The sequence below is a fragment of the bacterium genome, from assembly GCA_035527515.1.
In the GTDB taxonomy this organism is placed as follows: domain Bacteria; phylum B130-G9; class B130-G9; order B130-G9; family B130-G9; genus B130-G9.
The window spans coordinates 1-18,464 of the sequence record DATLAJ010000011.1; the positions used below are offsets into that span (position 1 = coordinate 1).

At 56.7% G+C, this 18,464-nt stretch carries 18 protein-coding genes; 8 read left to right on the top strand and 10 right to left on the bottom strand.

The features are described 5' to 3' along the window. Positions 1–984: hypothetical protein (locus VM163_00455; GenBank protein ID HUT02348.1), on the top strand; the 984-nt coding region annotated here is incomplete at its 5' end. 99 nt (positions 985–1,083) lie between these two features. On the opposite strand, the gene VM163_00460 is transcribed toward VM163_00455, so the two are convergent. The 3 genes from VM163_00460 to VM163_00470 all read right to left on the bottom strand — a co-directional run bounded on the left by VM163_00460 (position 1,084) and on the right by VM163_00470 (position 2,557). Then, a complete protein-coding gene (locus VM163_00460) occupies positions 1,084–1,557 on the bottom strand; it encodes a SoxR reducing system RseC family protein (GenBank protein ID HUT02349.1) in 474 nt (157 codons plus the stop codon). A gap of 190 nt (positions 1,558–1,747) precedes the next feature. Continuing rightward, positions 1,748–2,221: a hypothetical protein gene (locus tag VM163_00465; protein HUT02350.1), complete on the bottom strand. Its 474-nt coding sequence runs from the start codon at positions 2,219–2,221 to the stop codon at positions 1,748–1,750. 93 nt (positions 2,222–2,314) lie between these two features. Beyond that, the gene (locus VM163_00470) at positions 2,315–2,557 is read right to left on the bottom strand and encodes a DUF350 domain-containing protein (GenBank protein HUT02351.1); all 243 of its coding nucleotides are present in this window, start codon (positions 2,555–2,557) and stop codon (positions 2,315–2,317) included. A 202-nt stretch (positions 2,558–2,759) separates the two neighbouring features. Between VM163_00470 and VM163_00475 the strand changes: the two genes are divergently transcribed. From VM163_00475 to VM163_00505, 7 genes are all read left to right on the top strand, one after another. Then, positions 2,760–3,671 (top strand): metallophosphoesterase, encoded by a 912-nt coding sequence (locus VM163_00475; GenBank protein ID HUT02352.1) that lies wholly within the window; start codon positions 2,760–2,762, stop codon positions 3,669–3,671. Beyond that, positions 3,672–5,087 carry a radical SAM protein gene (locus VM163_00480; GenBank protein HUT02353.1) on the top strand — a complete coding sequence of 472 codons (1,416 nt, stop codon included), beginning with the start codon at positions 3,672–3,674 and terminating at the stop codon, positions 5,085–5,087. Between the two features lie 190 nt (positions 5,088–5,277). Then, positions 5,278–6,309: a Holliday junction branch migration DNA helicase RuvB gene (ruvB, locus tag VM163_00485; GenBank protein HUT02354.1), complete on the top strand. Its 1,032-nt coding sequence runs from the start codon at positions 5,278–5,280 to the stop codon at positions 6,307–6,309. Positions 6,310–6,316: 7 nt separating this feature from the next. Then, the gene (locus tag VM163_00490; GenBank protein HUT02355.1) at positions 6,317–6,874 is read left to right on the top strand and encodes an epoxyqueuosine reductase QueH; all 558 of its coding nucleotides are present in this window, start codon (positions 6,317–6,319) and stop codon (positions 6,872–6,874) included. Between the two features lie 5 nt (positions 6,875–6,879). Beyond that, positions 6,880–7,881, top strand: coding sequence for a Gfo/Idh/MocA family oxidoreductase (locus tag VM163_00495; protein ID HUT02356.1), 1,002 nt, complete (start codon positions 6,880–6,882; stop codon positions 7,879–7,881). A gap of 53 nt (positions 7,882–7,934) precedes the next feature. Further along, positions 7,935–8,663: a glycosyltransferase family 2 protein gene (locus VM163_00500; protein ID HUT02357.1), complete on the top strand. Its 729-nt coding sequence runs from the start codon at positions 7,935–7,937 to the stop codon at positions 8,661–8,663. Beyond that, positions 8,651–10,618 carry a hypothetical protein gene (locus VM163_00505; GenBank protein HUT02358.1) on the top strand — a complete coding sequence of 656 codons (1,968 nt, stop codon included), beginning with the start codon at positions 8,651–8,653 and terminating at the stop codon, positions 10,616–10,618. The genes VM163_00500 and VM163_00505 overlap by 13 nt, the downstream gene beginning before the upstream one ends. 32 nt (positions 10,619–10,650) lie before the next feature. Here the strand turns inward: VM163_00505 and VM163_00510 are convergent, their stop codons facing one another. The 7 genes from VM163_00510 to atpG all read right to left on the bottom strand — a co-directional run. Next, on the bottom strand, positions 10,651–11,634 hold the full coding sequence (locus VM163_00510; protein ID HUT02359.1) for a PfkB family carbohydrate kinase: 984 nt from the start codon (positions 11,632–11,634) through the stop codon (positions 10,651–10,653). 94 nt (positions 11,635–11,728) lie between these two features. Then, entirely contained in the window at positions 11,729–14,359 is a 2,631-nt protein-coding gene (locus VM163_00515; protein ID HUT02360.1) for a pitrilysin family protein, read from the bottom strand. 30 nt (positions 14,360–14,389) lie between these two features. Next, positions 14,390–15,466: a M42 family metallopeptidase gene (locus tag VM163_00520; protein HUT02361.1), complete on the bottom strand. Its 1,077-nt coding sequence runs from the start codon at positions 15,464–15,466 to the stop codon at positions 14,390–14,392. A 241-nt stretch (positions 15,467–15,707) separates the two neighbouring features. Then, positions 15,708–16,142 (bottom strand): F0F1 ATP synthase subunit epsilon, encoded by a 435-nt coding sequence (locus VM163_00525; GenBank protein ID HUT02362.1) that lies wholly within the window; start codon positions 16,140–16,142, stop codon positions 15,708–15,710. Continuing rightward, complete coding sequence (locus tag VM163_00530) at positions 16,129–16,287, bottom strand: hypothetical protein (protein ID HUT02363.1); 159 nt, start codon at positions 16,285–16,287, stop codon at positions 16,129–16,131. The genes VM163_00525 and VM163_00530 overlap by 14 nt, the downstream gene beginning before the upstream one ends. Beyond that, positions 16,265–17,686, bottom strand: coding sequence for a F0F1 ATP synthase subunit beta (atpD, locus tag VM163_00535; GenBank protein HUT02364.1), 1,422 nt, complete (start codon positions 17,684–17,686; stop codon positions 16,265–16,267). The genes VM163_00530 and atpD overlap by 23 nt, the downstream gene beginning before the upstream one ends. 24 nt (positions 17,687–17,710) lie before the next feature. Continuing rightward, positions 17,711–18,464: ATP synthase F1 subunit gamma (gene atpG, locus VM163_00540; protein HUT02365.1), on the bottom strand; the 754-nt coding region annotated here is incomplete at its 5' end.

Sequence of the window (18,464 nt, forward strand, 5' to 3'; positions counted from 1 at the left end):
CAGAGCATTGCTGGGCTGATGCACAGCAGCCCCGAGCTGCCTGACAGGATGGGCGACATGTGCCACGACTTCATTCGTCACGTTGGAGGGCTGCGAAACGCCATGAGCGAGCTTCGGTCAAAACCGCTGAGCAGCCTGATGGAGGATATCCCCAGAGCGATCAGGGAAACCGCAAGACAGCGAGGCATCGTTTGCTCCGTACAGGTCCAACTGCTGGGAACCCAGATCGATGCCGAGTTTCTGGACATCATCTCCGACCCAATCATCGATCTTTGTGTGAGCTTCATGCCAATGGCTGGCCAGACCGTCCCCAGCGGGGCTGCTGAGATCACCGTTTCTGGCCAAGAGGCTGATCACATGGTCACGGTCTTGATCACAGGCAATAAATGCAAAGCACCGCTTCGCAACTCCCCCTTGGACGCCATCCTTCGGCACCTTGAGAAGATACTGCTGGCCAATTTCGGCGTGGCAGATGCTATGTTTGAGGATGATGCTCTTACGTCGTTCCGGCTGAGATTCCCAACATCCCGCAGCAACATCACCGTCTGTGAGCTTCACGTAGCGGACCAGGTTCTGGGTGTTCCACTCTCTCTCGTCCTCGATGTTGTGGGGTCAGATGTGCCCTGGCCTGAGCCGTTCCCTAAGAGCGAGCGCAAGTCCCCCTACGTTACATTCCGCACTGGCGCAAATGGCGGGCCAGCAATAGTTGCCTCAACGACCGAGAAGCCCCCCGAAGGGGCAACTGTAGTGAGATTGGGACACGGCTTTGCCCGGCTCTCGCTGCTCGTTGATGGGCTCGGCGACAAGCGGCAGGCGATTTCGATCCGAGCGGATTCGAGCCCAAACAGAGCTCCAGTAGCTCCTTTCCTGTCGGAAAGCATACTCGACGACGGCCGGCTTGTGCCACTTATAGACCCGGCAAGCCTCGCCCGCCATCTCAAGCTCGATCACTGCATAGCCGAGCTAACCGATTCTAGAAAGTAGCCCCGGGCTACAGACCGGCCCCACCCCTGACAGACAAGTCCGAACAGCGCAGAACTGACGACACCCAGCGCACAATCGCCAGAATGCAGAACCGTCCTCTCAACGGTGGTGGCAGGCAGCGTCAGGGCCGCAAGCGGCGTCAAGCCGGACCATGCGTACCTCAAACCTCTTCGAGCTCTCGAGGCGCCGGGCAAAAAACCTCACCGTGAAAAAAGATGCACAAAGGCCCAAGGCAACGCACAAGAGCAAGCCTATCTCCGGCGAAAACCAGCCGGTCGCCTCGGCCAAGAAATGCCCGCCAACCGCTGAGCCGATGACAAACCCAAGCGGCACTAGATACAGAAGGAACGAGGCGGTAAGGAGCGACGATGGTCTCATGACAAGCTGAACCTCCTGGCCCGGCCTCGCCCCGATCGTGTTCTTGGCGAGCAATTCGGTCGTCTTCTGCCCGAATGGGTGGCATAGTCCCTTTGCAGCACACATGGCGCACGCCTCGGACCGAACTGTTCTAACCCTCGCCATTGGCCCCTCAAGCTCGACGACGTATCCTTTGTTGACTATCTCTCCCGGCATCCTTCTGGCCCTATCTGCAGTAGCACATCAACGCCGGACGTCTCTTTCTGGGACGACCGACGCAAAAAGACATCATCGCAAGACACGCAGCGGCTGCCACGTAGGCTCCCGCAAGGCGATCTGAGCATCCGTCTCGCCAGCACAAGACCACTTTTACGAGCTGACGTAGCGGTCGTCCGGCATCAACCTATTAGGCCTTATCACCTGAGCTCGCCTCGACTGTCTTGTCCGCTGCGCCCAAAGGGACCTTGCTCTGAAGAAAGCGGAAGGTCTCCACCCTATTGTGAGGGATTCTCAAGAATACGCCGCGGAAGTTCTCAAGGCGGTTCGGAGAGTCGAACGGTGAGAGGAATGCGCCGTTTCTATCTGAATAGAGCCGCTTGAACTCGGCCCACTTCTTGTTCTGCGTGGTCAGAAACCGCTTGATAACCATGTGGTCGTCGTAGAGCTCGTAGTGTGTGGGAACGAAGTAGGCCGAGAGCGACATAAACAGCGTTATACCAGCGAGGACTACCCAGTAATAGCTGTGAAACCAAAAATAAATGCCGGTAAGAATAAGCGCGATGAACAGCAGGACCACAAGCGAGGTCAGAGGCCTTTCGACGAACGGCAACGTTGACCAGGCCATCTCTGGCTTCTGCTTCTTTCCACCTTCTGCTGGCATTCAAAGCCTCCGCCTTACGAACGCACGCGCGACTGTTATGCGCAGCTACTCCGCAGCGAGCGAATCCGCAAGAAAGGCCGGCCTATACCTCCCTTACCAGGCCCGCGCAACGTATTTGGCAAGAACAAAGATCACTATCAGCGCAACACCAATGATGACGCTGGCAGCTATGATCCCCAGCGGCACGTTCTTGTCTTCGGTAATCTGTCTGTCGAAGTCGTAGGGCGTGATGAACTCAAATATCTTGTAACCCACACCGAGCATGGCGAAGCCCAGAATGCAATAAATTACAGTTGAGCAGATATTGACAAGCCCTTCCCACAAGTAGGCCCACATAAACCTATCCTCCGCTTCAGTTGAATGACGAGTTCAAACCAACATCCATATCGAAGATTGCCCAGTTCCCTCCTTGTTGTCAAGAGCCACCCGAGGGCCGAAGCCCAACACTGCGCCTCGCCCCAAATCAGTTGCTGGCCCACGTTCCAACCTTGACCTTTCAACCTCGAACCCATAGCCTCGTTCGCTCGGAGACACAAATATGATAACTATTGTAATTAGCATTGTAGTAGCAATCGGGGCCGCGATCGCGGCATACGCTTATTGGGTGGAGCCGTTTTCACCGACGGTCTCACGAACGCGGGTTGAGATTCTCAAGCCCGACTCGCGATTTTCAGGCTTCAAGGTTTTGCATCTGTCCGATTTTCATTTGCGAGAAAACACTAACCCCAAGATCATTAAAGCAATAGCCCGGGCGGCCCAGCAGCTTAGTCGAGAGAGCATAGACCTGATCTGCATAACCGGGGACATGATCGAGACCGATACGGGTCTGCCGCTCCTTGAAGAGATCATGCGCAACCTCGATCGCATCGGCCCAAAGAACGGAACGCTCGCCATACTCGGCAACCATGACTATAACCACTACCCGCTAAGCAACCTGTTCCTTGAAAGATACATCGTGAATCAGAAGAACGATACGACTCAGCTCGTCGCCGCCCTGAATCAGTTCGAGGCCCGTGTTCTGCGCAACCAGAAGCACGTCATCGAGCGAGGAGACGAGAGGCTCGTCATCATCGGGATCGACGACTTTATCAGCGGGCGCCACTGCATTCAGTCGAGCTTCGAGGGCGTGCTTGTGAGCGACACGGTTCTTTTCTTGACGCACTCCCCGGATGTGGTCTCTTACATACTCGATAGAAAAGTCGATCTCGTTCTGGCGGGGCACACACATGGAGGCCAAATGTGTCTTCCGGGGGTCGGGTCCTTCGTCTCACGGTCTAGGGTCTTCAAAAGATTTTCGGCAGGGCTGTTCAACGCTGGCGACATGTTCATCTTCATAACAAAAGGCATCGGCATCGTTCGATATGCGCCGTTCAGGTTCAGATGTGCTCCTGAGCTGGCTGTCTTGGAGCTATGCCCAAGAGCACAAGTCGAACGGAAGGACGCTGCATAGATGCGCATAATGTTCATCATCCATGACATCGTCATGGAGCCGCTAGGCGTTACTTACCTATCAAGCGTCCTGAAGCGCGCGGGACACGAGACGCGGCTCGCAGCAATCACGCAGGGCGACCTCTTCGACGTGGTCGAGGCATTCAGGCCCGAGATGCTTGGCTACAGCCTCTCCACCGGCTATGAGCAGCGGTTCTTCGACATCAACCTCGAGCTCAAGAAACGCTACAAGGTCCTGTCAGTCTTCGGGGGAGCACATCCCACTTTCTTCCCGGAGATGATCGAGCAGCCGGGCGTCGATGCGGTCTGCCTCGGCGAGGGCGAGTTCGCCATTGCTGAGTTTGTCGAGGCGCTCGATGATGGTAAGTTCCCGACAGACGTTGCGAACTTCTGGGTCAAACACGACGGGACGATCCATAAGAATCCCGTCCGCCCGCTTGTGGCAGACCTCGACAGCATCCCATTCCCCGACAGGGAGATATTCTGCCACTATGCAGGCAAACATCAGATCAAGACTATGTTCATGATGGCAAGTCGAGGCTGCCCCTACGATTGCAGCTACTGCTTCAACCACGCCTACCGAGAGCTCTATGCCGGCAAGGGCAAGGCCGTCAGGTCCCGCAGCGTGGAGAACGTCATTCAAGAGTCGCTCGAGCTCAAGCAGCGTTACAAGCCTGAGATAATCCTATTTCAGGACGACACGTTCATCCTCTCCCGGGACTGGGTACTGGAGTTCTCAAAACAATATAAGGACCGCGTCGGCATTCCGTTCCACTGCCATTTTAGGGCGAATCTGGTCACTGAAGAGATCGCTGGCGCCCTACACGAAGCCGGCTGCATCAGCATCAAGATGGCGATTGAGTGCATAGACGACCACGTTCGCAACGACATACTGAGGCGTAACCTCTCCTTTGAGGAGCTCGACAGAGCTTGCACAATAGTCAAGAAAAGCGGTATCAGGCTCGTCACACAGAATATACTCGGCACGCCGGGCAGCTCGCTGGACACCGACCTGGCCACACTGAGGTTCAGCATGAAGCACAAGCCGTCTTACGCCTATGCGACGCTCCTTCAGGCTTACCCCAAGACGTGGATATGCGATTACGCAAAAAAGCATGGGTACCTCGACCAAGGCGAGCTAGATTATCCCGCCTCATTTTTCGACCGCTCAATGCTGAACATCCCAGGCAAGCGCAAGATAGAGCGACTCAGGACGCTATTTGCGATTGTCGTTGAGTTCCGCTTCCTCTATCCGCTGGTGCGCGTTCTCGTCCGGCTCCCCGTTGAGCACATATCAACGCTTATCGACAAGCTATGGCGCGGCTACTGCATACGCCACCGCATATTCCCATACAGCATCACAGTCCGCGAATACCTGCACACGCTCAAGGTCTTCCTGAAGACCCGCTGGTATTGACTCAGACTGGCCTGGCATCCCCAATACTGCTTGCGCCGGGCGATATAAGCGCGCCTCTTGGGGACAGCCAATACCGCAACCACGTTAGGCGGACCAGGTAGAACCCCGCTGTCGGCGCCTCATTTGACACGTGGCGCGGTCAACCTTATATTGACCGCCGGAAAGGACGTTTGTATTGGAGAATGCACAGGTGACAACGCGGGTTGTTGACGGGAACCGGCAGGAGGATGAGCAGCTTTTAGAGCTGACCATTCGGCCTGAGAGGTTCGCCACCTTCGTGGGTCAGGAGAACACCAAGAAACGGCTGTTGATGAGTGTCGAGGCGGCCAGAATGCGAGACGAAGCGCTCGACCATGTTCTTATTGCAGGCCCGCCTGGGCTCGGCAAGACGACGCTTGCCCACATTCTGGCGAAGGAGATGGGTGTCTCGGTGATAACGACAACAGGGCCAGCTCTTGAGAGGAGCGGCGATATCGCGTCGATACTCACTAATCTTGCTGAAAAGGATATTTTATTCATAGATGAGATACATCGTCTCAATCGTGTGGTTGAGGAGTTCTTCTACCCCGCGCTCGAGGACTTCCACCTGGACATCATCATCGGCCAGGGGCCGAGCGCGAGGACGATACGGCTCGACCTGCCGAAGTTCACATTGGTCGGGGCGACGACGCGGTCGGGCCTCATCTCTGCCGCACTTCGGGATAGGTTTGGGATACGAGAGCGGCTCGACTACTATGGCGAGGCGGACCTGTTGAGCATTGTCCGGCGATCGGCGAGCATACTAGACGTCAAGGTCGATGACGAGGGGGCGGCCGAGATCGCCAAGCGGTGCCGGGGGACGCCGCGGGTCGCGAACCGGCTGCTGAAGCGAGTTCGAGACTTTGCTCAGGTGCACAGGGCAAAGACTGTAACAAAGAGCGTGGCGTGCGAGGCGCTTCATCTACTTGAGGTTGACGAGAAAGGCTTGGACAAGATGGACAGGAGCTTCATGAGGACGATCATAGAGAAGTTCGACGGCGGGCCGGTCGGAGTCGAGACGCTTGCCGCTTCGCTTAGCGAGGAGAGGGACACGATCGAGGACGTCTATGAGCCATTTTTGATGCAGATCGGTTTCCTGAAGCGGACACCTCGGGGCAGGGTGGCGACGAAGCTGGCGTTCAATTACTTCCACACTGAGAAGGCAATGCCGCGGGCAGAACTTGGGCAGAAGTTCATCTTCTGACGCTGACATGGCCGCCGAGAAACCGATCCTGCTGCATTCATGCTGTGCGCCGTGCACGGTCTATCCGTTCGAGCGGCTCGCTGATCAGGGGTATTCAGCCACTTGTCTCTTCTACAATCCGAACATCCATCCCTACACAGAGTTTGTGCGGCGGCTCGATGCGATGAAGGTGTTTGGATTCGAGACGGGTGCGGAGGTTTTGCTCGATGACAGGTATGGGCTTGACGAGTTTCTAGCGGCGGTGTTTGGTAGGGAGCCGAGATGCCCTATCTGCTACGAGATGCGGCTGCGAGAGACGGCAAGGGTTTGCGGTGAGAGAAAGCTCGAGCGATTCACGACAACCCTTCTTTATAGCAAGTATCAGAGGCACGATGATATTGTGAAGTTGGGTGGGCGACTGGCGGATGAGTATGGGGTGGAGTTCGTCTATTTCGACTTCCGTGTGGGTTGGAAGGAGGGGATATTGGAGTCGAAACGGATGGGTCTATATAGGCAGCAGTATTGTGGCTGCATATTCAGTGAGCAGGAGCGGTATTTGCAGAAGAAAAAGCGTGACGAGGTGTGAGTGAGGTGCTTCGATTAGGGATCATTGGGTGCGGGAGTTGGGGCAAGAACTATGTAAGGGCTTTCGGAACACTAGAAGGAGTGAAGCTCGCGGGGCTATGCGATCTGTCCCCGGAGAGGCTCGAGTCGCTTCGGAGGCGGCACCCTGGCGCTGCCATCACGACCGACTATCGAGACTTGCTCGAGAGGACCGACGCGGTCTGCATCGCCACCGAGGCTGTGAGTCACTTCAAGATAGCCAGTGATGCGCTCGAGGCTGGCAAGGATATCCTAGTTGAGAAGCCTCTGGCGACAAGCCTCGAGAAGTGCGAGAGGCTTGTCGAGATCGCCGCCAAGAAAGAGCGCATCCTCATGGTGGGACACGTGTTCCTGTTCAACAGGGCGGTGTCCGTCCTGAAGGGCTACATGAGCGATGGAGTTTTAGGAAAAATATACTACATCCACGCGGCCAGGACGAACCTCGGGCCGATCCGAAAAGACGTCAACGCCATCTGGGACCTTGCACCGCATGACATATCGACTATCTCATATCTTGTCGGGGCGCAGCCGATCGAGGTCTCAGCGACGGGCTCGTCCTATCTGTCGGACGGGGTTCAGGACATGGCCTTTATCTCGATGAGATACCCGGATGACGTCGCGGCGAACGTCCACGTCAGCTGGCTGTATCCACGCAAAATGCGGGAGACCACCATTATCGGCAGCAAAAAGATGGCGGTTTTAGACGACGTAAGCACGCTGGAGAAGATCAAGCTCTTCGACAAAGGCGTCATGAAGGAGCCTGCTTACGACAGTTACGGCGACTTCCAGCTGTCTCTTAGAAGCGGCGACATCACCATCCCCAATATCGAGGTCAAGGAACCATTGCTGGCCGAGTGCGCTCACTTCATCGACTGCGTTCTCAAAAGGAAGAGGCCGTTGTCAGACGGAGTTGAGGGCCTAAATGTCGTGCGCGTTATCGAGGCTGTCACGAAGTCGATTGGGATGTCGGGCAATCCTGTGGCGGTCTGAGCCGGTTGGCACTTTGAAGGAGAGCTGAGCTGCACAGCAAGCAGGTCTCGCTGATTGTCCCCGCGTTCAACGAGGAGCTTAACCTTGAGGGAGCGGTTTGCGACATTATCCAGTCGGCGGAGGAGTTCCTTGACGAATACGAGGTCTTGATCATCAATGACGGCAGCCGTGACCGGACGGGTGAGGTAGCGGAGCGACTTGCGGCCCGGAACGAGCGCGTCCGTGTTATCCACCATCCCTTCAACGTCGGCTATGGGGGTGGCCAACAGACTGGCCTGAAGCATGCCTGCTATCCCTGGGTGATGATCATCCCAGCCGACAGGCAATTCGATCCACAGGACATCCAGAAGTACCTCCCATATACGGACGAGGCGGACATCATAGTCGGCTATCGTTCCGACCGAGGCGACCCACTTTTCAGGAGGATGAACACACTCCTTCTTCGGGCCACGATGGCCGTTCTCTTTGGCGTTACGCTGCGGGATGTCAACTGGGTCAAGCTCATGCGCCGATCGATGATACACAGGTTCCAGATCGAGTCCAAGAACATAGGCGTGGACGCAGAGGTGATCGTCAAGGCGAAATACCTCGGCTGTCGATTCCGCGAGGTCCGCGTCCAATACCTGCCTCGCATAGCCGGCCAATCCAAAGGCGACAAGCTTCTCAACATCGCGATCACCCTGCTGGAGCTGATCAGGCTCTTTTTCTTCAAGTTCCTGAAGATCGGCGATTTCTCGTCCAGACCTTCTCGCCCCAGAGGCACCGGCGCGTGCAAACGGTAAAGACCTTCCTCAACTGCACGCTCGCAGTCTGCATCCTTGCGGCCGCCTACGGGCTGATTGCGATTCTCCGCTCACCCAATCCCTTACGTCCGCCAGGTGTTTTTCTGACGCTCACTGGGGCCGCAGTCATCCTCGGCATCCTCATTCTCTCGATCCTAAAGCCGCCCAGGTTCAGCACCCGTCCGATTCATACCCTAGCAGCTTACCCCACACATAGGCACCCATCCGATGTTACGATACTTGTCTCTGTTGATGCGGTCCGGCGAGCCAGCACCCACCCGGACCCACTGAAGCGCGACTGGTCCTTCGAGTGGGAAAATATCGTGGCCGCTGCGGTTGGACCACACAGCATAATCGATGTATCTGAGGTCTGCCCTGAGGATTTTAACACAACGGTCGTTATCGTCCTAACAAAGAGCGCCTCGACCAACCTCGACGGCGAGCTGACAGAGCAGCTCCTAGCGTTTATGCGTGGGGGCGGCGTGATCGTCGCGGAGGGAATGTCGGCTGTTGTGAGAGAAGCGTTCGAGGTTGACCTCGTGAAGATTAGCGAGGGCCCGATTTGGCTCGATCACCTCGCGTCGGAGCTCGTGCCTGACCGCTCGACCCGGGCAGGGGTGGCGGCAAGGCCATTCTATGGGAGCTTATCGGAAGTGCACACCCGTCTGGGTGCTTCTGGCGAGTGTATGAGCACCCTGGCCAGCTCCTGCGGGCGTCCCTGCATCGTTCAAGGCGCCCAGGGAGAGGGTCACCTAATAGGCATTCTCTTCGATCTCGCGACGGCCCTTGTCCACCTCAAGCAGGGTATCTATCCACGCCGCTGGCTGGCGCGGACGTTAGCGTCAGTTCGCCACGGGTGCGGCTGGCCGAAGCCGGCGCATCTGATACCGAGGCTGTCTGACTTCCGACGCCCCGAGCCCATACCTCCTCTGCAAGAGGTCATTGCAGACGCGCTCTTTCGCCTCGCCGCAAAGTTACACCCCTTTGGGCCGGTTTCACGCCTCCCGGCCGGCAAGAGAGCATTTATAGCAATAACGCACGATGAGGATTACGCCTCAAAGGAGCTTGCGGCCATCGTCAAAGAGGGCAACGAGCGCGGCGTGGCCCAGACGGTCTTCCTACTTCCAGACTGCAAGCGTCGAAGTTATCAGCGCGAGCTTCTCGAGGCGGCAACTGCGGAAGTAGGCTTCCATTGGAACAGATTCCGCGGACACTTCGACCGCAAAGGTGTTCATGTAAACCGATATGCCTCCCCGGAATGTGCTCTTGATATTCTGAAAACGCATTTGCCCACTCGCCAAATAGTGTCCGGCCGAATCCACTGGCTCAGTTGGGACCCTCACCCGGGCACAACGTTCGCGACCCTTGCGGGGGCTGGCCTGAATACCGATTCATCCCAAGGCGCCGTCTCTGCGGCCAAAGGCTACATCTTCGCCACGGGCTACGGATATAGACCACTGTCACCGGACGGGGCGCCGATATCCCTGCTCGAGGTGCCCTACCAGATCGAGGATGACCTGGCTGGGGCCGACGTCGCATTCATGGCCTCACTCATCGAGCTGAACATCAGAAGCTGGCACTCGGGCCTCGTCATCCTTCTCCATCCCTGGGAGTGCACGAAGCGCGGGCGACTGCGGAAGCTCTTTGAGGAGGCGCTAAAGACAGCAGAACGAGACCAGGTGTGGGCGACAACCCTAGCAGAGCTTCATGCTTTCAGAGCGAGTCGCGAGCGATGTGAGGTATCATCAACGTTTGCCGGGAATATGCTGAACATCAGGGTCTTTGCCGACGACGAAGGTCTTTGCCTGCACCTACCCTCGACGCACGGCGATCTCGGTTTCAGTGAGTTGAGGCTAGATGGCGCCCCGGCCGATGCTTCGTTGCTTCCGGCGGGCGGGGTAACAGAGGTTGCGCTGCCGCGGGGCCGACACACCATCACGGTCACGTATTCCTGAGTCAGAGCTGAACCCACGCGGTTCATGCGGAGTTACTCGTGTAGCTCCCCTATCGTTATCGTGCCGGTCCCCTCTTTGGACAGAACGACCTTCATCGCGCGGCTCGCCAGGATGGCTGCGTTCTCAGCGCTCGCCCCCGCGGCCAGCGCCAGCGCGAACGTGCTACAGACAGTATCCTGCGCTCCCGCTGGGTTGAACTTGTTCTCCATGCCGACCTGAAGCGTCTTCTGGACACCATCTCTGGTGCACAGCGCGAGCTCCTGGTCCTCCCTCATCACCAGGGCAGCGTCGCAGTCAAGGGTCTTCACGAGCTGCTCACAAATCGCGGTCATGCTCGTGAAGAAGTTCCCGCTAACGACGTGGACGAAATCCTGCGCATCGTAATAGCTGAGAATCATTGCTGTGGCGTTGGCAAAAAGGCTAAACCGCCGCTGCTTAGAGTGGACGATCGTGGGGACGTTCTTGCGGCGGGCAAGCTCAATAATGAACCGTGGTAGGGCGTCGCCCACGAGCATACCTTTGTCATAATCGGAGATAAGAATCGCATCTATTTGGTCGATGTTGGACTCGATATACCGCTTGACAGTTGGCGTCTCGTTCTCGGTCAGCTGCCTCCTGCTCTCGTAGTCATAGCGCACAATCTGTTGGTTGTAAGGCAAGGCAACAATGCGGACCTTAAGGGTGGTTGAACGGTCTGAGGACGGAAATATCCCACCCGACTCTATCCCGGCCTCTCTAACCGCCTTCCTAAACATGTGAGCCGCGTCATCGTAGCCCACCACACCGCACAGCAAGACTGTGGCGCCGAGCTGCTTGGCGTTGTTTGCAACGTTCGCCGCCCCGCCAAGCCGATACTCCTCCTTCTTGACTTTGACAACTGGAACCGCAGCCTCTGGCGACAGCCGTTCGGCGTTCCCATAAACATACTTATCCGCCATAAGGTCCCCAACGACAAGTATGCGCAGCTTCTCGAAGGCCGATATTATCGAAGCGAGGTTCTCGTTGCTCGCGGTCACAGAGTAATCCTCCAGTTAATTGCTCGCGCTAAACGCCCATCAGAAGCGCCAAAGACGAGAATGCTAAACCATCTATAAATGCAAATCATAAGCTCTAATGTTTCCGTGAATCAGAACCTGGGATGCCCGTTACTTGAACATAGTGAGTGAGATACTTCCTCGCCACCGATAGAACATCCGACGCCGTAACGGCATCGATCTTCTCCCCATACCCGAGGAACGAATCGTAACCAAGCCCGTAAAGCTCGCCCAGGCAAGCTGCCGCGGCCTGCTGCGATGGGGTCTGTAGGCGGTGCACTTCCTCGTCGGCGATGCACATCCCCTTCGCTATCCTGAGCTCCTCGTCGCCAACGGCCTCTTTGACGGTTCTGATTATCTCCTCCGCAATTGCCTTCTGCACATGTTTGAGGTTCTTGGGCAGACACGAGGCGTAAACCGAGAACCAGCCCGGATCCACCCCGAGCCGGTTGTATGCGTGCACGAGATAGACCAGCTTGGCATTCCGAAGCCTAGCGTGCAGCCTCCCGCCAGGGGAATACGCCCCGGAGAGAACTGCATCCAGCACGTCAAGAGCGTATTTGTCGTCGTCGGAGACCGCACAGGACCTGAAGCCGTAAAACACCACCGCCTGTTTCCACCCCGTCATCTCAGCGACCTCCACGTTCTCGGGAAGCGGCGGGTCAAGCGCTATCTTGGGCCGAATCGTGCTGCCTGAAAACTCGGCAAGAAACTTCTTGACGAGCGAGCTCGCATATTCGTTGCTGGCCACACCAAATACCGACAAGACCAGGTTGTCGGGTTTCACATAGGCCTCGTAGTAATCCCAAACGTCATCTACGGTAAGCTTCGCAACGCTCTTTAGCGTGCCATACTTGCTCCTCCCATAGGGATGAGCGCGATAGAGATTGGAGAGCATCACCTCGCTAGGCTTGACGAACCAGTAGTCGGCCCGACGCTCGATTATGGCCAAGGCGTTCTTCTGCTGGCGCTTGAACTCATCCTCGTCGAATCTGGGATGCAGAATGATGTCTGCCACAATCCCAAGCGCCTCCTCCAGGTCATCCTGAAGGATCTCAAGCGAGACGTGGAACGTGTTCATGTCGGATGATGCGGAGACCTTTCCACCCAAAGCATCGATGGCAAGGGCGAGCTCGTCCGCTGTCCTCGACTTCGTGCCCCGGAGCAAAAGCTGCGCCATGAGGCCCGCGACTCCATTGGTTTCAGGCGTCTCATATCTCGTTCCACCGAGAAAATAGGCGTCGATCGAGACAGTAGAGGTTGTCTCCCCCTCCAGCGTCAACAGCCGGAGCCCGTTAGGAAGTGTGGACATCCCGATGCGGTGTTCTTTTGCCTTCTTCTTGCTCTCGGGCTTGGCCCCGGACTCGCCTTTACCCTTGGGCGCAACCGCGACAACACTGAGCTGGTTCTGGTTCAGATACTTCTGAGCGACAGCCATGATCTGGTCCGCGGACACGGCCGCGATCCCATCCAGATACCCATAGCTGAAGCCTACCTCACTGGCGGCAAGGATGTCCGATGCCAGAAGTCTCGCCTTTTGCTCCATGGTCTCAACGCCAAGCAGATAATCGCTTTTTATCAGTTTTTTGGCCTTGTTGAGCTCGGACTCGGGCACGGGAGCCTTCTTGAGCGCCTCCAGCTGCTCGTGCACAGCGGCCACTGTCTTATCGATGTTGTCATAAGGAAGCGCGGCTCGTATGAAGAACCCACCTATCCCGAAGTGCGGCGTCCACGACGTAACTGTTATGTCCTGAACCAAGCACTGCTTATGCTTGATGCTCTGCACCAGCCGCGCGCTCCTTCCGTTCCCAAGAATCGCAGCGAGCACGTCGAGCGCATAGAGATCGGGATGCTGAAGCGGGACTGTCCTGTAACCCAGCATCAGGTAGGCGAGGCGCACGTCCATCTCGACAACCGACTTGCGCATCTGAAGCTGGCGCGGCTCGGATGGGAGAACAATCGGCGCAAAAGGCCGAGCCGAAAAGTGCTGGAAGGCTTTTTTCACCTTCGACAGCGCCTCCTGCTGCTTCACGTCTCCAACGACAACCACGATGGTGTTCTCCGGCACATACATCCGACGATAGTATCTGAAGAGATCATCCCGCCTAAGCTGCGAGAGAAGCTCATTCGTGCCGATGGTTGCATAGCGGATGGGATGTTTCTTAAACATTGTGGTCATCAGCTGCCGCCACAAAACTCGCATAGGCTCGTCGAGGTCTTTGGCTATCTCGCTCTCAATAATGCCACGCTGCGTCTCAACTTCCTTTTCTGGGAACGTCGCCTCGGTGTAGCAGTGGGAGAGAAGAAACAGAACCTTGTCGAAATAGCGAGATGGGGCGACGGCGTGGTAGCACGTGTGGTCGCTGGTGGTGTATGCGTTGATCAGGCCTCCAAACTCATCCGAAACCTTTTCGATCTGCTTCTTGGTCATCCTCGCGGTGCCATCGCTCTCGACGTGCTCGACGAAGTGCGAAATGCCGCTGCCCGAGTACTCTTGCTCATAGATAGAGCCCGCACGAACAACGACCCTAACAGCAACCACGGGCGCGGAATGGTCCTCCGCCACTGCAATTGTGAGGCCGCTGGGTAGCCGCTCCAACTGCACCTTATCTGGTGGAATCATCGACGCAAAACCGTCAGAGAAGCCTACTACCCAAACAATCGCACATATCACGGCCGCCATCTTGAGGCGCTCGATATACATCATAACCCTCCAAAAACGACTCTCGAAAAGCCGTCAAAACGAGGTAACTTCCCTGTGCCGCTTATCATCATACTCCTTCAAAAACCAGTATAGCAGCTCGACAGTGTTCTCGAAGTCCTTTTCACTGATCAGACCGGCCGGCGAGTGGGCATATCTGCACACTACGCTCAGAACAGCACAGGGGACGCCCGGCCCTTCGAGCTGTATCTGCCGGCCATCTGTTCCGCCCGTGCCGCGAACCACAACCTGGTGCGGAATGCCATGCACCTCAGCTGTCTTAATTAAAAGCTCAACCAGCGACCGGTTCGGGAGCATTGAGGGGTCATAAAAGCGAATCTGGGGGCCGTCCCCGACCCTTATGGTCGCCACGCCCTCACCCTCGACTGTATCGTTGGCAGGTGAACCCTCGAGAACGATGCTAATATCAGGCTTGACAATGTTCGCCGCGACAACGGCGCCTTTCGAGCCGACCTCCTCCTGCACAGTCCCAACGCCAAACACCGTATTGGGATGAGCTTCGTCCCGCAGTTTCTTAAGCGACTCAACCATAACAGCACAGCCGGCCCGGTCATCCCAGGCCTTGCCGAGAAATCGCTCGCCCGGCTCAAGCCGCGCAAAAGATGTCTCCGGCACAAACGGCGTGCCCACCTTGACACCGAATCGAGCGGCGTCCTCCCTGTCCCTTGCACCGAAATCAACGAACAGGTCCTCCAGCGTCCAGGACGAGGCAGCAGGCTGCTTATGCCTCGTGAAGTGAACGGGCACTGAGCCGATCACGCCACGAACAGGACCAGAATCGGACTTGAGAGTCACCACAGTGCCCGGCAGCTCGCTCACTCGCCAGCTGCCCAGCGTGACGAAGCTCGCACAGCCATCGGCCCGAAGCGACTGCACGATGAACCCAACCTCGTCCATGTGTGCGGCGAGCATTATCTTGGGCGAATCGGATGCCCCTATCTTGCGGCAGATGACGCTGCCGACGAGATCGTGGCTGACAGTGCAAAACGACCCCAACTCATCCCTGATGATACCCCGGACCTCGCCCTCAAAACCAGAGGGGCCGAACGCCTGGGAGAGCTTGCTTAAAATCTCCTCAAACTTGCCTTTCATTCCTATCCTCTATCGTTATCACCAACCGGCCGCCAATCACACCAACAGACCGCGCAGCGCCCTCGTTTGCGCTGGCGCATTTTATCACTGTCTCGTCAAATACCTAAACTGCACCTCACAGGCAAAAGCCGGAACGGTCTTTCCTGTCCGAGGCTACTAATCACAGAAGCTCGATCGAGGGCGCGGCACACAATTGCGCTCTGTCAAATGATCGATCAAAGACAAAAGCTGAACAGAATCTCTAGCGACTCTTCGAGCTGAGCGCAAACGCTTTAAGCCTCGCGGTCGCTCTCAAGAGAGCCACCTCAGCACGCTCGACATCGATATCGCTATCGCCCTTACTGGCCTTCTCAAGCCTGTTTTGGGCTTTCCCAAGTGCATCTTTCACGCGCTGCTCGGAAACCGACTCGGCGTTTTCTGCCGTTCGGGCGAGGACTATGACCCTGCCTGGAATGACCTCGGCAAATCCCGCACTGACTGCGAAATAATGGGCCTCTTTGCCAACTTTGTAGGACAAAACGCCCGGCCTGATTGTCGTCAGGAAAGGCGTGTGCTCGAATAGCACGTCGAAATCGCCCTCCGAGCCCGGTATGCTGACCTCATCAACTTGCTCGAAAACAAGGTGCGCCGTTGGCGTAACTAGGTCCAGCGAGAACCTGTTGTCATTCTCCTGCAATTACTACTCCCTTGTCCCACACAATCCAGTCATTTTCGGCAATCCCCAGAAAGCTGTCGCCCCATGACGCCCTCGCACCTCGCCAATAGCCGCCCGTGCACTCACGCTCAATCCCATGCTGTCTAGAGAGTCTTCGCCTTCTCAACCACATCTTCTATCGTGCCCACCATATAGAACGCCTGCTCAGGCACGTTGTCATATTTGCCCGCCATAATCTCCTTGAAACCCTTGATCGTGTCCGCAATCTTGACATATTTGCCCTTCAAGCCCGTAAACTGCTCGGCCACGAACATGGGCTGCGAGAGGAACCGCTGTATCTTTCTCGCCCTCGAAACCGTCAACTTATCCTCTTCTGAAAGCTCGTCAATGCCCAAGATAGCGATGATGTCTTGCAGGTCCTTGTAGCGCTGGAGAATGAGCTGAACCTCCCGTGCGGTGTTGTAGTGGTCCTCGCCAACGACCCTCACATCGAGTATCCGCGAGGTCGAGGCAAGGGGATCAACGGCAGGATAGATGCCAAGCTCAACGATCCCTCTGTCAAGCGCGGTCGTTGCGTCGAGATGCGCAAAAGTGGTCGCCGGAGCAGGGTCAGTGTAGTCGTCAGCAGGAACATATATCGCCTGCACAGAGGTGATTGAGCCTTTTTTGGTCGATGTGATGCGCTCCTGAAGCTCACCCATCTCGGTCGCAAGCGTCGGCTGATAACCAACTGCCGACGGCATACGGCCCAAAAGCGCCGAGACCTCTGAACCCGCCTGGGTGAAGCGGAAGATGTTATCGATAAACAACAGAACATCCTGACCTTCCTCATCGCGGAAATACTCAGCGACGGTCAGCCCAGCTAGGCCGACCCTGAACCTTGCGCCAGGGGGCTCCGTCATCTGGCCATAAACCAGCGAGGTCTTGTCCAGGACCCCGGACTCCTTCATCTCAAGCCACAGGTCGTTACCCTCCCTTGTGCGCTCCCCAACGCCTGAGAACACCGAATACCCGCCGTGAACCAGTGCTATATTGTGGATAAGCTCCTGAATCAGAACGGTCTTACCGACGCCTGCACCACCAAAAAGACCCGTCTTGCCGCCCTTGCAGTAAGGCTCGAGAAGATCGATGACCTTGATCCCCGTCTCGAACATCTCTGACCTCGTCTCCTGATCCGTGAACAGAGGCGCAGACCTATGAATAGAATACCGCTTGTCCGAATCGATCGGTCCCAAGCCATCCACCGGCTGGCCAACCACATTCATCAGGCGGCCCAGCGTCTTCGGGCCAACAGGCACCGTGATGGGGCCACCGGTGTCGTGCACGGTCGTGCCCCTGACGAGTCCCTCCGTTGGGCCCATCGACACACACCGAACCACATCCTCGCCAAGATGTTGAGCCACCTCGACCACCAGAACGCTCTCCGCGCCGGAGCCGTATTCTACGACCTCAGCCGAGACCTCGCGCTCGATCGTTAACGCATTGAAGATCGCCGGCAACTGGTCTGTCGGGAACCGAACGTCAACTACAGGTCCGATCACCTGAATAATCTTGCCATCTGCCATAAAAAAAGCTCCTTAATATCTTACTCACCCAGCCAGCGCCTCGGCCCCAGAGACTATCTCTATAAGCTCCTTTGTTATCGAAGCTTGCCGCGCCCGATGGTATTGTAGTGTCAGGACCCTAATCATATCGTCCGCGTTGTCGGTCGCGGCCTCCATCGCTGTCATCCGCGCACCCTGTTCGCTCGCCTGAGATTCCAGAAGCGCCCGATATATCTGAAACTCAATGTGCTGCCGCAGGAGGTCATTGAGCAAGGCCGCCGCCGATGGCTCATACAGATAATCAGTCCGAACCGCCTCGGGTTCTTCAGAGTCCTTGCTGTCTGTCGTCTGGGCTCCTGGCGTGGCCTCTGCCTCTGATACCTGCGTCTGCGTGATGGGCAAGAGCTGCTCCAAAACGACGCGCTGGACAAGCGCCGTCTTAAACTCGTTATAGACCAAATATACGGCTTGATAGGAGCGCTCGACGAACGCCGCAGTAATTTTCTGGGCGACGTGGGTGGCATCACTCAGGCTGAACGTGCGCCAGAAGTTCACATACTCATCACAAACAGAGTATTCAGGACGCCTCTTGAAAAAGTCCCGCCCCTTCTTCCCCACAGGGAACAGCTCAACCTCCTTGTCCACGTGCCCCCCCTTGATTGACGAGACCGCAAACCGCAAGACGTTGCTGTTGAAGCCCCCGCACAACCCCTTGTCACCCGTCAGCACCACGAGCTCCACCTTCCCGCTCCCGCCAGGCCTAAGAAGGGGATTATCCTTCACCCCGGTCCTGAACGCC

Bases quoted from the DNA above. Each gene is read 5' to 3' on its own strand.
- VM163_00470 (HUT02351.1), bottom strand. From the start codon at position 2,557: ATGTGGGCCTACTTGTGGGAAGGGCTTGTCAATATCTGCTCAACTGTA.
- VM163_00460 (HUT02349.1), bottom strand. From the start codon at position 1,557: ATGCCGGGAGAGATAGTCAACAAAGGATACGTCGTCGAGCTTGAGGGG.
- VM163_00515 (HUT02360.1), bottom strand. From the start codon at position 14,359: ATGATGTATATCGAGCGCCTCAAGATGGCGGCCGTGATATGTGCGATT.
- VM163_00520 (HUT02361.1), bottom strand. From the start codon at position 15,466: ATGAAAGGCAAGTTTGAGGAGATTTTAAGCAAGCTCTCCCAGGCGTTC.
- VM163_00475 (HUT02352.1), top strand. From the start codon at position 2,760: ATGATAACTATTGTAATTAGCATTGTAGTAGCAATCGGGGCCGCGATC.
- VM163_00490 (HUT02355.1), top strand. From the start codon at position 6,317: ATGGCCGCCGAGAAACCGATCCTGCTGCATTCATGCTGTGCGCCGTGC.
- atpD (HUT02364.1), bottom strand. From the start codon at position 17,686: ATGGCAGATGGCAAGATTATTCAGGTGATCGGACCTGTAGTTGACGTT.
- VM163_00465 (HUT02350.1), bottom strand. From the start codon at position 2,221: ATGCCAGCAGAAGGTGGAAAGAAGCAGAAGCCAGAGATGGCCTGGTCA.
- VM163_00480 (HUT02353.1), top strand. From the start codon at position 3,672: ATGCGCATAATGTTCATCATCCATGACATCGTCATGGAGCCGCTAGGC.